The sequence below is a fragment of the candidate division TA06 bacterium genome, assembly GCA_016235665.1.
Taxonomy (GTDB): Bacteria; Edwardsbacteria; AC1; order AC1; family EtOH8; genus UBA5202.
Genome location: JACRJI010000016.1, coordinates 289114 through 302409 on the forward strand (window position 1 = coordinate 289114; position 13296 = coordinate 302409).

A 13296-nucleotide genomic window follows, 5' to 3' on the forward strand; every position below is an offset into this window, starting at 1 on the left:
CCGGCTATTCGCAGGTTTCCTTCAGTTTCTTCTTGCTGCCGTAGATCAGCCACAGCAGGCCGCCCAACAGCGAAATCCCCACCGCCACCAGATGATAGACGAATCCCAGCGACAGGGCCTGGGAGTGGCTCAGGCCGGCCCGGCCGAAGAACACTATGAAGGCCCCCTCCTGCAGGCCCCAGCCGTTGACCGACAGCGGGATCATGCTCACCGCCCCGATCACCGGCATGTACAAAAAGAAGGGGATGATGGAAATGGTGATGTCCAGCGATATGGCGATGAAATAGGCGGTGAACACCACAAACAGCTGGACCAGCAGGGACTGGACGAAGGCCCAGAAGACCTCTTTCTTGTGGGTGCGGTAGGCGTAAAGGGAATGGTAAAAATCTATCAGGTGGTGTTCGGCCTTTTCTATCAGGGGCAGCTTCAGCATCCAGCGGAATTTTTTCACCAGGGTCTTGTTCAGGAACAGCACCACGAACAACAGCGCCGCCGCAATGCCGATTACCATGCCCTTCAACAGGCTTATCTCCTGGCCGGTCTTGGCCACCAGAATCAGCCCGATGATGCCGGTGATGATCACACCGAACAGACCGATGAAGCGGTCCACCAGCACCGAGGCCAGGGCCTCGGATTTCTTGTTGCAGTCGTCCACCACCAGATAGGCCCGGGCCAGGTCGCCGCCCACCGTGGTAGGCAGGAAGTTCCCGAAGAACAGGCCGTTAAGAAAGTAGCGGAAAAGCCTCCAGTACCCGGCCTTTATTCCCCGGGCCGCCAGCAGTATCTGCCACCGCCAGTTGCAGAAGGCGTTGACTATCAGGTAAGCCAGGAAAGCCGCGGCCAGGTACCACAGGTCTATGCTCCTCAGGGACTCGGCCAGCTCCCGCCGGTCCACCTTCAGCAGTATCCAGCCTATCAACCCCAGGCTGATCAATATCCGGAAGACCAATAACAATGTTTTCTTCAGGGCCTGTTTCATCGTTCACCTTCCAATTGTTGGGCAGTTCTTTTTTGCTTGATGAAGTATTCCAGGGCTATGCTTCCCGGGAACATCTGTTCTCTGATCCGGCGGTCGGAGACCTTTCTGAGCGCCTGGACCCGGCGGTGTTTTTTCCAGACCGTAAAGGGGTTCTCCAACAGCCACCAGCCCGCCTGCACTATGGCCCGGGCCCATTCCCAGTTGCCTGAGGCAACGGCCTTGGCGAAGGCGGCCGCTTCCAGCAGCATCCGGCCGGGCCAGACCCATAGCAGCGAGCCCAGGGAATAGTTCTTCCACATCATCAGCTGGCTGTTGCGGTGGTTAAGGTACATCTTGCGAAAATTGCCGGTGGGCAGCGAGCCCCCGGAAAGATGATAGATCACCGAGCCGGGAACGGAGACCACCCGCAGGCCCAGCAGGTGAAGCCGCCAGGCCAGGTCAATCTCCTCCATGTGCATGAAAAAATCCTCGTCCAGCAGGCCGGAGGCTTCTATGGCCTGGCGCCGGTAAATTGAGGCCGAGCCCGAAGCCCAAAAGATGTCGGCGGGATACCGGTCATACTGGCCGCGATCATTTTCTGTATCTTCAAACAGCCGGCCCCGGCAATAGGGATAGCCGTAGGCGTCCATCAGGCCGCCGGCCCCGCCGGAATAGTCGAAACGGGTCCGGTCCTTCAGCCATAGGATCTTGGGCTGGGCCGCGGCAACGGTGGCATCCTTGTCAAGCTCCAGGACCAGCTGTTCCAGCCAGTCCGGCTTGACCTCGGTGTCGTTGTTGAGCAGCACCACATATTCCTCGGTGGTGGACCGGATCCCCAAGTTGCATCCGCCGGCATAGCCCAGGTTCTTGTCGGACTTGATCACCTGGATCCGGGGATAATTCTGTTTGGCCCATTCCTGACTGCCGTCGGTGGAGGCGTTGTCCACCAGATAGACCGTGTAATCCGAATACCCCGTCTTGAACAGGGAAGGCAGACAATCCTCCAGCAGCTTCTGTCCGTTGTAATGGGGAATTATTATGGCGACTTTGGTCGGCATGGCGATTGTACGTTAGCGTTTCAAATAAATCACAATGATTATCCAATCAGCGCAGGAGGCATGGAGAACAATCGATATCAACCCCGGTTGTCGCGTTAAAACGATCAGTGAGCATCGCAGTTGATGGCGGAAAAGCTTGTCTGGCATGTTTGAGGGCTTACCAAAGCCCGAGTTCAGACAAGCCCGCCAGCAACGAGAAGCGCAACGCACGGAGAGTTTTAAGCGACGAGCTTTTTTCTTTTTGGTTCTTTTTCTTAGTTGGCGGCACAAAAAAGAAAAAGAACATAATTAAGTCAATACCTGCGTTTTCACCAAACCCGCCATATTCTTTCTGTTTTTCCTTAGCAAGTTAGACAGGCATTTAAATCATGTTAATCCTGTCTTCCCTAAAGCCATAGAGTTAGTATTACGCTTCAGACCCCCTGGGCCAGCCGCTCGGCCAGCCTGGCCGGCAATCCGGCCTTTAGTATCTTTTGCTGGGCCTGGGTGATGTCGTATTCCACCCGCCTGACGATCAGCTCCCGGCGCTGGCTGTCATAGACCGCATAGCAGGCCCGGGGGTCGCCGTCCCTCGGCTGGCCCACGCTCCCGGCGTTGATGATGTAACGGTTCCCCGGCTCCAACCGCAGGTATTCCCGCCCCGCCATCGAGCATTCCCCGTCAGGATCAAGCCGCCAGAAGATAGGCAGGTGGGAGTGTCCTATAAAACAGAGCGGCAGGGAAAAATGCTCGAACTGGTATTCGGCCTCGTCCATGGAAAGTATGTAGCGCCATTCCTGGGGTTTTTCCGGGGCCGAGTGCGCCGCCACAAAGATCCCTTCAGGCCAGGATACCTCCTTTAAAAGGGGAAGATCATACAGCAGCTTTTTCTCGGCGGGGTCCAAGACTTTGGAGGTCCACTCCACCGCCTTGCGGGCGTTGGCGCTGAAGAAGGAGATTTCCAGCCTTCCGGCCACCCCGTGATCGTGGTTCCCGGCCACCACGGTCCGGCAAAGCTCCAGCGTCTCCCGCAGGCAAAGGCCGGGCTCGGCCCCGTAGCCCACGATGTCGCCCAGACAGATCACTTCATCCGGCTGCTCGTTTTTCAGGCTGGCCTTGACCGCGCTTAAGGCCTGATGATTGCCGTGGATGTCCGAGATGATTGCATACCGCATAACTTCACCGTAAATGGGTTTTGGGGTTCAAATCTGTTTTGCCATTTCCTTGTAGACATTGTCCAGGATGCCGTTGATGAATTTCCCGGACTGCCCGTCCCCGAATTTTTTCCCCAGTTCAATGGACTCATCAATGGCCACCTTGGGCGGCACCTCGGCCGGCAGGTACATCAGCTGGGCCACTCCCAGCCTCAGGATGTTCCGGTCCACCACCGCCATCCGGGAAAGCTTCCAGTTCTTGGCCGAACGCTCGATGATCTGGTCGATCTCCCGGATATTCCCGGCCACCGCCTGCACCAGGCTGATGGTAAAGTCGATGGCCTGGCCGGAATTCCTCTGCCGGATGTCGTACAGAGCCTCCTCCGGCGGGATACCGGTAAGCTCCATCTGGTACAAAGCCTGCAGGGCCAGCTCCCGGTATTTGTGCCTGGTGCTCATTTGCTTTTGCCGAGCTTCTGGTACAGGTCCGCCATCTCGATGGCGAACAGGGCAGCCTCCCAGCCTTTGTTGCCGGACTTGCTGCCGGCCCGCTCCAGGGCCTGCTCCAGATTGTCGGTGGTCACCACTCCGAAGATGGCCGGCACGCCGGTGCTCATGGAGACCTGGGCCACGCCCTTGGCCACCTCGGCCGCGATGTAGTCAAAATGCGGGGTGTCGCCCCTGATCACCGCACCTAGACAGACCACGGCGTCGTAGCGCTTGGAGGCGGCTAGTTTGGAAGCGGCTCCCGGGATCTCAAACGAGCCCGGCACCCAGACTATGTCTATCTGGTCGGCCTCGGCCCCGTGCCGCAGCAGGCAGTCCTGGGCGCCATCCAGCAGGCGGGCCCCCACCAGGTCGTTGAACCGGGAGACCAGCAGGCAGAACCTTTTGCCCTTGGCATTCAGCTGGCCTTCATAAACCTTGTGCTTCATTTTCTCTCCTTTATAAAACAATATTTACTTCGCATCATTAATGATTTCTCTAATGAACCAGAGTTCAGAATAGATCGTTGTATCCTATGGATCTGCGTTGATCGGCGTCCTAATAGGGTGGTCCGTTCTTTCCATCCGAGCCGTCTTCAGTTGTTGACGCAGTTGCCGAAATCCAGCATGTGCCCCATCTTCTCCTGTTTGGTCTTGAGGTAGCGGAGATTGGAAGGATTGGGGCAGATCTGCACCGACACCCGTTTGGAAATCTTCAGACCATAGCCTTCCAGGGCCGTGATCTTCTGAGGATTGTTGGTGATCAGGTTGATGCTGGTCAGCCCCAGGTCGGCCAGGATCTGGGCCCCTATCCCGTAGTCCCGCTCGTCGGCCTTGAAACCCAGGGCCAGGTTGGCCTCCACCGTATCCATGCCCTTGTCCTGAAGCTGGTAGGCCCGCAGCTTATTGACCAGCCCTATTCCCCGGCCCTCCTGGCGCATGTACAGGAAGACCCCGCAGCCCTTTTTGCCGATCATTCTCATGGCCGAGGCCAGCTGGTCGCCGCAATCGCAGCGCAGCGAGCCAAGAATGTCCCCGGTCAGGCACTGGGAATGGACCCGCACCAGCACGTTCTTTTTGCCCCTGACCTCGCCCTTGACCAGCGCCAGGTGATGGTATTTCTCGATCAGGTCCTCGTAGACCACCAGGTTGAATTCCCCGTATTTAGTGGGAAGTTTAAGACTCAGGATGTTCTTGACCAGTTTTTGCTTGGACCGGCGGTAGAGTATCAGGTCCTTGACGGTGACGATCTTCAGCTTGTGCTTCCTGGCAAAGGCAAACAGGGCCGGACCCTTGGCCATGCTGCCATCATCGGACATGATCTCACAGAGGATGCCCGAAGGATACAGCCCGGCCAGCCCGGCCAGGTCGGCCGCGGCCTCGGTGTGCCCGGCCCTCCGCAGCACCCCGCCCTCCACCGCCTGCAGGGGGAAGATGTGGCCCGGACGGGCCAGATCGGCCGGCTTAGCCTTGGGATCGATCAGGACCTTGATGGTCCGGGCCCGGTCATGGGCCGAGATCCCGGTGGTGGTGCCCTTGACCGCGTCCACCGAAACCGCAAAGTTGGTGCCGAGTTTTGAGGTGTTGCGCTCCACCATGGGCGAAAGCTTCAGCTGCTCCAGCCTGGCCGCCGTCAGCGAAACGCAGACCAGCCCCCGGCCCTCCCTGGCCATGTAATTGATGGCCTGGGGCGTTACTTTGGCCGAGGCCATCACCAGGTCGCCTTCGTTCTCCCGGTCCTCGTCGTCCACCACTACTATCATTTTGCCCAGCTTGATATCCTTCAGCGCTTCGGGTATGGTATTGAATTTCAGTTTGCTGCTCATTGATTCCCTTATTAAAATAACATCCCTTATTTTGCCACAGAAAGCATGCCCTGAGCGAAGTCGAATGGGCACATAAAACACAAATTATTTTTTTACTTTTTGTGCCCCTTGTGCCTTTTGTGGTTAATGGTTATTCCCTTTTAGAATTGACTCCACGTATTTAGCCATTTGATCCAGTTCCAGGTTGACCCTGTCCCCGGTTTTGATGCTCTGGAGATTGGTGTTCTTCCAGGTATGGGGAATTACTGCGGCCCTGAACCCCCGGACGGTCTTCTGGGCCACGGTCAGGCTGATCCCGTCCACCGCCGCCGAGCCTTTGGTGATGATGTATTTCAGGTACTTGCTGCCGGCCGAGACATCGATGGTTGCGCCTTGGCTGTTTTTTATGACCTGCTCCACCCGGCCCAGGCAGTCCACGTGCCCGGCCACCAGATGCCCGCCCAGCCGGTCGCCCAGCTTAAGCGCCCGCTCCAGGTTGACCACTATGCCGGCCCGGAGGCTCTTGAAAGTTGTGGTATCCAAGGTCTCCCGGCTGAGGTCGGCGGCAAAGCCGTCTTTCAGTATCCTGACCACAGTAAGACAGGCCCCGTTGACCGCAATGCTCTCGCCCAGCGCCAGGTCCTTAAAACCCGACGTGATCTCAATCTGCGCGCCGCTGGACTTTATTTGCAGAGCTTTGATCGTTCCTGTTATTTCAATTATCCCGGTGAACACTGGTTACCACTATTTGATTTTTAGTTTTTGATTTATTATTTTGAAATGTATCCTTCCACCAGCACATCCTTTCCCAGCATCCGGCATTCCATGTCCCCCAGCTTAAATGCGTCCTTGAGCTCGGAGATCCCCAGCTCCCCCACCGCCGCTACGCCCTGGGCGCCGATGATGTTGGGAGTATAGATCATAACCACCTTGTTCACCAGACCCAGCTTCAGGAACGAAGCCGCCAGCTTGCCGCCGCCCTCCACCAGAAGGCTGCAGTACTCGTCCAGCCCCATCTGATGAAGCAGAGCCTTCAGGTCAACATAGCCTTTGGCATCCTTGCCAATGGTCCAGACATCAATGCCTTTGGCTTCGATCTTCTTTTTCTTGTCCTGGTCGGCGGCCGAGGTGGTGACCATGATGGTCTTGGCCTTGCCATCGTTCAGCACCTTGGAATCCAGGGAAAGCGACAACTTGCCGTCGGTTATGAACCTGGTGGGCTGCTTGCTTTCCGGGTTGTCCACCAGGCGCACCGTCAGCTGCGGATCGTCGGCGACCACGGTATTGGATCCCACCATCACCGCTTCGTGCCCCAGCCGCAACTGGTGGACATAGCGCCGGGCCTCGTCTCCGGACAGGCCGGTGGTAGTGCCCTGCCCCATTGATATCCTGCCGTCCAGGCTTGCCGCCAGTTTCAGGGTCACAAAGGGCAGGCCGCTTTTCATGTAGCTAAAGTAGACCTCGTTCATTTTTACCGCTTCTTGTTCCATCACTCCACCGATCGTTTCAATTCCGTTTTTGGTTAATGTTTTGTGCCCTTCCCCGCTGACCCTGGGGTTGGGGTCGGCCGTGGCATAGACCACTTTTTTTATCCCGGCCCTGATTATCGCTTCCGTGCAGGGCGGCGTCCGGCCCTGGTGGTTGCAGGGCTCCAGGGTCACGTACAGCGTGGCCCCCCTGGCCTGTTCCCCGGCCTGGGCCAGGGCTTCGATCTCGGCATGGGGCATCCCGGCCTTCTGGTGATAGCCCTGGCCTACGATCTCCCCGTTATTGACCAGCACCGCCCCCACCATGGGATTGGGACAGGTTCGCCCCCGGGCCTTGGCCGCCAGCGCCAGGGATCGCGCCATGTATTGCAGGTCTGAGTTCAAGGTATCGGACATGAAAAAATCCCCTAAATATGCTTCAGGGGATTGAATGGATTAAAGCCTGATGAATGAAACCGGGATTATTGAAAGATCACTTGTTCAGTCTTGATCAGCAATCCGATCTCACCGATCCATCAGTCCTTCTCCCATCCGGACTCTTACCGTCGGCTCCGGAATTCCACCGGATCAATCTTGCTGCCCACTAATACTTGTCCTGAGCAAAGTCGAAGGAAACACTAAACCCCAGTATTGTTTTAGAGTGTTTCGTGTATTTCGTGGGCAGGGAGATTCGCGGGCTTTTAAAACCGCCGGTCGGGGAATTGCGCCCCGCCCTGAAGGTGCTATAAATATAACTGATTGACGATAAAAAGTCAAGTATTATCGCATTCCTGACCTATCCCAGGACGCCCTCCACAAACTCTTCTGCATCAAAGACCTTCAGGTCGCCCGCCCCTTCGCCCACCCCGGCCAGCACCACCGGAAGTTTCAGCTCCTGGGCGATGGCCAGCACTATCCCGCCCTTGGCGGTGCCGTCCAGCTTGGTCAGCACGATACCGCTGACCGGTATGGCCTCGGAGAAAAGCCGGGCCTGGGAAAGCGCGTTCTGGCCGGTGGTGGCATCCAGCACAAGCAACGTCTGGTGGGGCGCGCCAGGCATCTTCTTGGCGATGGTGCTGTGGACCTTTACCAGTTCATCCCGGAGGTGCTTTTGGGTGTGCAGACGGCCGGCGGTGTCTATGAGAAGAACATCCGTTTTCTGTGACAGAGCGGCGCTGACAGCATCAAAGGCCACGCTGGCCGGGTCGGCCCCGGGAGCCGAGCCCACGAAGCCTGACCCTATCTTTTTAGACCATAGTTCCAACTGCTCGATGGCCGCCGCCCGGTAGGTGTCGGCCGCAGCCAGCATCACTTTGCTGCCGTTGGTAATGAGCATGTTCCCCAGCTTGCCGATTGTGGTGGTCTTGCCCGAGCCGTTGACCCCGGCGATCAGCCATACCTGGGGCTTACACAAGAATTCTGAATTCTGAATTCTGAATCCATTCGTAAGTTTGGCAAAGCCGCCATGCTCAGGACAAGTTTCTGAATTCTGTGAAATGATGGCCAGCATCTCCCGCTTCAGCCGTTCAATGGCCGTCAGTTCCTGGTCTCCGTTCTTGACCGATTCCAGCAGCTTTCCCGCGGCCTGCGGCCCGACATCCGCCAAAAGCAAAAGCTCCTCCAGCTCCCCGTATTCGGAAGCGCTCAGAGCTTTTTTTCCGGTGAACAGTTCGGAGATCCTGCCCAACACCCCCTGGCGGGTCTTGCTCAACCCCTCTTTTAGTGACTTGAAAATTGACATCTATGTTTTTTAACGGGCACTTTATTTTAATTTATTATCTGCGTTAATCCGCGTCCAAAAAATGTTTCTGGTCTTTCTTTACCCAAGGGATCGTCCTTTTACCATTTTTTAAAACGCCAGAATATCATGAATCCGGCCACCGAGACCAGGGCCAGGCCAATTATCATCCAGAAGGCCAAAGGATGGTCCTGGATGGGGATCTTGACGTTCATGGAGAAGGCACTGACCACGAAGGTGGGCACCATGATCCCGATGGTGATGATGTTCAGGGTCTTCATCAGCACGTTGAGGTTGTTGGAGACGATGGAGACCCGGGCGTCCATCAGGCCGGCCAGGATGTTGGAATAGATGTCGGCCTGCTTGTAGCACTGATTGTTCTCGATGGTGACGTCGTCCAGAAACTCGTGTTCCTCCTGGGTAAAGCCGATCTTGGCGGAGTTGGATTTGAGCTTTTCGATCACCGTGGAATTGGAGTTGATGGCGTTGAGGTAATAGACCAGGCTTTTTTCCAGGGTGAACAGGTTCAACAGATAGCGGTTCTCCATCGAGGAGCTGATCTTGGACTCCAGCGAATCGGAGACCATGTTGATGATCTTCAAATGCTCAACAAAATGGTAGATGGACCGGTATATCAGCTTCAGGGCGGCGTCGTTGATCGAGCTGACCTTGTTGAAGATTTTGCCTTCGAACAGCGGAATGTCCTCAGAAACCACCACCACCAGCCGGTCCTTGAACAGGAACAGCCCGAACGAGGAGACCTTGAACAGGAACTCCTCGCGGGCCGAATAATTCTGGGGCCGCTTTAAGATCAGGGCCAGATGATCAGGCTCAAATTCCAGCCGGGATTGTTCGTCCGGGTCCAGGGCGGAATTAAGGGTGTGTTCGTCCAGTTTAAGTTCGGAGACCAGATATTTTTTCTCGGCCTCGTCCGGGTTGATGAACATCTGGATGGGGCAGGCCGCCCCCTGGCCGGGGCATATTTTAAGATCGCTTAACTGATACCCTCTTTGCATCTCTTGCTCCCTGTCTTGCCCCTTGTTCTTCCTGCTGGGACAAATGTGGTTAAAGGTCTCAGTCGAATTTGACCGAAACTATCTTGGAGATCCCCGGCTGTTCCATGGTCACGCCGTACAGCCGGTCGGCCGCCTCCATGGTCCGCTTGTTGTGGGTGATCACCATGAACTGGGTGCTGGCGGAAAAATCCTTGAGCATTTTGCAGAACCTCTGGACATTGGCGTCATCCAAGGGGGCGTCGATCTCGTCCAGCACGCAGAAGGGGGCCGGCTTCACCAGGTAGATGCCGAACAGCAGGGCGGTGGCGGTCAGGGTCTTCTCGCCGCCCGAGAGCAGGGTGATGGACTTCATGCTCTTGCCTTCGGGAGTGGCCAGGATCTCGATCTCGGCCTCCAGCGGGTCCTCGCTGCCTGAAAGCCTTATCTCGGCCTCGCCCCCGATGAACAGCCGCTGGAATATCTGGACGAAGCCCTTCTTGATCCCCTCCAGCGTCTCCAGGAACATGGCCCGGGCGGTCTCGTCGATCTTGGTGATGGAGGTCATCAGGTCCTGCTTGGCCGTCAAAAGGTCTTCCCGCTGCTTGGACAGGAAGCCGTAGCGCTCCTCCTCGGCATTCAGCTCCTCAAAGGCCGCAAAATTGATCGGCCCCAGTTTCTTGAGTTTTAACTTCAGGTCTTCGGTCCGGGTGCGGGCGGCGTTCTCGTCAAATTCTTCCGGCTGGGGCAGTCCGGCCAGTTCGGTCTGGTATTCGGCCTGCATCCTCTGGGCCAGGTTGTCGTATTCGTTGTTCAATGAACCCAGGTCTATCTGGGACTGAGACAACTGCTGCTGCAGATCCTCGTGTTCACGGCGGACCTTATGCATGCCCTCTTCGGCATTTTTAAGATCGGCCAGCGATCTTTGGCTTTGCTTTTGGAACTCCTCCCTTTGAGACATGGCGGACTTGCGCAGGGACGATTGTTTTTCCAGTTCCACATTGAGCGATTCCGCCTCCTGTTGCAGCTGAGCCATGCTGCCGAAGCTGTTTTCGTCTTCGGCCCTCAGGTCTTGGATCCGCTCCAGCGATTCGTTCTTACGGCTCTCGGTTTCCTCCAGCTCCCGCCGGATCCCCTCCAACCTGGCATTCAACCCGGATAGTTCCAGTTTGTGGGCGTTCACTTCGGCGGCTTTCTGGGTCCGGTCCTGCTCCAGAGTTTGGACCTCCTGTTCCCTCAGGGTCAGAAGCTGGCTTTCGTCCCTGTTGTTTTCACTGGATTCAAGGAAGCCGTTTTGCAGGGTATTCAGCTCCCGGCCCAGCTGGTCGCTTCCGGCCAAAACAGTTTCCAGCAGAACGGAGACCTCCCCTATCCGTTGGCGGCTCCGCTCTTCATCGGCGGCAAGCCCGGCCTGCAGCCGTTCCGAATCCAACAGCATCTTCTGATGTTTATCTGTTTCTCTATCCACTTCTTCTGACCGCTTGGCCAGGTCGGCCGATTTGGCCCGCAGGGACTGGATATGAGAGGTCTTGGTCTGCATATCCTGACGGGAGGCGGAGATCTCAATTTCCAGTTGCTCTATCCGCTGGTTTCTTTCCAGCAGCCCAAACTGGCCTTGGGGCATGCTGCCTGCATACAACGCCCCGGTCCGGTCCAGTTTTTCACCCTCCAGGTTCACCAGGGTCAATCCGGGATTTTCCTGGCCTAACGTGAAAATATCCCCTCCGTTATCCACCACGGCTGTTTTATCCAACAACTTGGCGATCAAAGGAAGATATTGGGGCGCACATTTTATGTATTCAGCGGCCCAGCCACTTGTACCCGATATCTTTACCGGCCTGGGCTCTGTTACCGCCCCAAAGGAAGAAGCCGCGATCAGGGTGGCCTTGCCGGCCTTGTCGTCCTTTAACATTTGCCCGGCCCGTTTCATGGCCTGGAGATCGGGAACCACCAGCCACTGCAGTTTTTCGCCCAGGGCGGCCTCAATGGCCTGCTGATAGCCCGGCTCAACCTGTATCAATTCCGCCAGGGGATATATCTCTGAACCCAGTTCGTTCTTTTGCGACAGCAGGTGCTGGACCCCCTGACCGTATCCCTCGTAGCGTTTATTCAGCCCGGACAAAAGCTCTTGTTCTTTTTCCAGACCAGAAAGATAGGAGCCGTTCTGGGCCAGCTGATTGTTTAAAAGCAGCAGTTCGTCCTGGGCCTCTTTGGACTTAAGCCTCAGGCGGCTCCGTTCTTCAGCCAGCACTTCCAGGGCCTTGCGCTCCACCGCCACCTGTTCTATCAGCCCCGAAAGTTTTTGAGCCCGCTGCTCGATCTCCTGATGCAGGGCTTTCTGTTCATCAGAAAGCTTGGCCGACTCCCTGGTGGCGCTTTCCTGGCGGCTAAGCAATATTGCGATCTGCTCCTTGCCCTCGGATTCCTTTTTAAGGGCCTCCATCAGCTCGTGGCGGGCCTCGCCCAGGGCCAGCTTGGCCGAGGTCAGGCTGGACTCCAGCCGCAGCAGTTCGGCTTCTCGATTCTTGGCTTGTTCGGTCATGGAAGCCAGAGAGACTGAGGTCTGCTCCTGGGCGCTTTGATGTTCCTTGGAACGGGCTTCCAGCCCATTGATGGCCGTCAGCAGGGACTTGATCTCACCCTCCCGGCGCTGCATGGCCTGTTCCAGCCCGGACCGCCTTTCCCGGATCACCGCCAGCCGGTTCTCGATTTTCTGTATCTCTTCCGAGACCAGCCCGATCCGGTTCTGGACTTCGGTGATCTGTTCTTCATTCTGCTCCAGGCATTCCCGGGCCCGGCCGATGGAATTCTCCTGTTCATCAAGCTGCTGCTGCATCTCGCCCCGCCGTTCCTGCAATACCTTGATCTGGGCGGTCATTTTTTCCTGTTCCCGGCTCAGCCGCAAGTGGTCCCAGGCCGCCAGCTTCAGGTCCAGTTCCTTCAGGTCCTGCAGGAAGCGGTCGTAGACCTTGGCCTTGCTGGACTGGCTCTTTAGCGACCGCAGTTTTTTCTCCACTTCCTCCACGATATCCTGAAGGCGCAGCAGGTCCTCGTTGGTGGATTCCAGCCGGCGCTCGGCCGTCTTTTTCTGCTGGCGGTACTTGGCCACCCCGGCCGCCTCTTCGAACAGGCTGCGGCGGGTGGTGCGGTCCTCCGACAGGATGGTCTCGATCATCCTGGGCTCTATCATCGAGTAGCTGTCGGCCCCCAGCCCGGTGTTCAAAAACAGGTCGGTGATATCCTTCAGCCGGCAGGTGCGGTTGTTCATCAGATATTCGCTTTCGCCGGAGCGGAACAGCCGCCTGGTTATCGAGACCTCGTTGTACTCCACCGCAAGCCGCCCGTCCTCGTTGGAAAAGATCAGGCTGACCTCGGCCATGGAGAGCGGCTTCTCGCCCTTGGTGCCGTTAAAGATGACGTCCTCCATCTTCTCCGAGCGCAGGGTCTTGGTGCTTTGCTCGCCCAGGCACCAGCGGATGGCGTCCACCACATTGGTCTTGCCGCAGCCGTTGGGCCCCACGATGGCGGTGACCCCTGATCCCGCTTCTATCGTGATCTTTTGGGGAAAGGATTTGAATCCGAATATTTCCAGCCGTGAAAGGTACATTTTATTGCTCAGTAGTTTATTGAACTGGGCCGTTGGATATAATTTATTTTCATA

At 56.8% G+C, this 13296-nt stretch carries 11 protein-coding genes and 1 riboswitch; all 11 genes read right to left on the reverse strand.

Features of this window, described 5'->3' with window-relative positions; translation table 11 throughout:
• Positions 1–4: 4 nt before the first annotated feature.
• The 11 genes from HZA73_11645 to smc all read right to left on the reverse strand — a co-directional run bounded on the left by HZA73_11645 (position 5) and on the right by smc (position 13242).
• Positions 5–979 (reverse strand): flippase-like domain-containing protein, encoded by a 975-nt coding sequence (locus HZA73_11645; GenBank protein MBI5806675.1) that lies wholly within the window; start codon positions 977–979, stop codon positions 5–7.
• Positions 976–2016, reverse strand: a complete 1041-nt coding sequence (locus HZA73_11650) for a glycosyltransferase family 2 protein (GenBank protein ID MBI5806676.1) — start codon at positions 2014–2016, stop codon at positions 976–978. Before HZA73_11650 ends, HZA73_11645 begins: the two co-directional genes overlap by 4 nt.
• Positions 2017–2429: 413 nt before the next feature.
• A complete protein-coding gene (locus tag HZA73_11655; GenBank protein MBI5806677.1) occupies positions 2430–3170 on the reverse strand; it encodes a metallophosphoesterase family protein in 741 nt (246 codons plus the stop codon).
• 27 nt (positions 3171–3197) lie between these two features.
• Positions 3198–3608 carry a transcription antitermination factor NusB gene (gene nusB / locus HZA73_11660; protein MBI5806678.1) on the reverse strand — a complete coding sequence of 137 codons (411 nt, stop codon included), beginning with the start codon at positions 3606–3608 and terminating at the stop codon, positions 3198–3200.
• Positions 3605–4084 carry a 6,7-dimethyl-8-ribityllumazine synthase gene (locus HZA73_11665; protein MBI5806679.1) on the reverse strand — a complete coding sequence of 160 codons (480 nt, stop codon included), beginning with the start codon at positions 4082–4084 and terminating at the stop codon, positions 3605–3607. Before HZA73_11665 ends, nusB begins: the two co-directional genes overlap by 4 nt.
• A gap of 146 nt (positions 4085–4230) precedes the next feature.
• Positions 4231–5460, reverse strand: a complete 1230-nt coding sequence (locus tag HZA73_11670) for a bifunctional 3,4-dihydroxy-2-butanone-4-phosphate synthase/GTP cyclohydrolase II (GenBank protein MBI5806680.1) — start codon at positions 5458–5460, stop codon at positions 4231–4233.
• 123 nt (positions 5461–5583) lie between these two features.
• Positions 5584–6174 carry a riboflavin synthase gene (locus tag HZA73_11675; protein ID MBI5806681.1) on the reverse strand — a complete coding sequence of 197 codons (591 nt, stop codon included), beginning with the start codon at positions 6172–6174 and terminating at the stop codon, positions 5584–5586.
• A 35-nt stretch (positions 6175–6209) separates the two neighbouring features.
• Positions 6210–7322, reverse strand: coding sequence for a bifunctional diaminohydroxyphosphoribosylaminopyrimidine deaminase/5-amino-6-(5-phosphoribosylamino)uracil reductase RibD (gene ribD / locus HZA73_11680; GenBank protein ID MBI5806682.1), 1113 nt, complete (start codon positions 7320–7322; stop codon positions 6210–6212).
• 119 nt (positions 7323–7441) lie between these two features.
• Positions 7442–7651, reverse strand: a riboswitch (FMN riboswitch).
• A gap of 50 nt (positions 7652–7701) precedes the next feature.
• Positions 7702–8646 (reverse strand): signal recognition particle-docking protein FtsY, encoded by a 945-nt coding sequence (ftsY, locus tag HZA73_11685; GenBank protein MBI5806683.1) that lies wholly within the window; start codon positions 8644–8646, stop codon positions 7702–7704.
• A gap of 98 nt (positions 8647–8744) precedes the next feature.
• On the reverse strand, positions 8745–9659 hold the full coding sequence (locus HZA73_11690; GenBank protein ID MBI5806684.1) for a magnesium transporter CorA family protein: 915 nt from the start codon (positions 9657–9659) through the stop codon (positions 8745–8747).
• A 58-nt stretch (positions 9660–9717) separates the two neighbouring features.
• Entirely contained in the window at positions 9718–13242 is a 3525-nt protein-coding gene (gene smc, locus HZA73_11695) for a chromosome segregation protein SMC (GenBank protein ID MBI5806685.1), read from the reverse strand.
• Positions 13243–13296 lie beyond the last annotated feature (54 nt).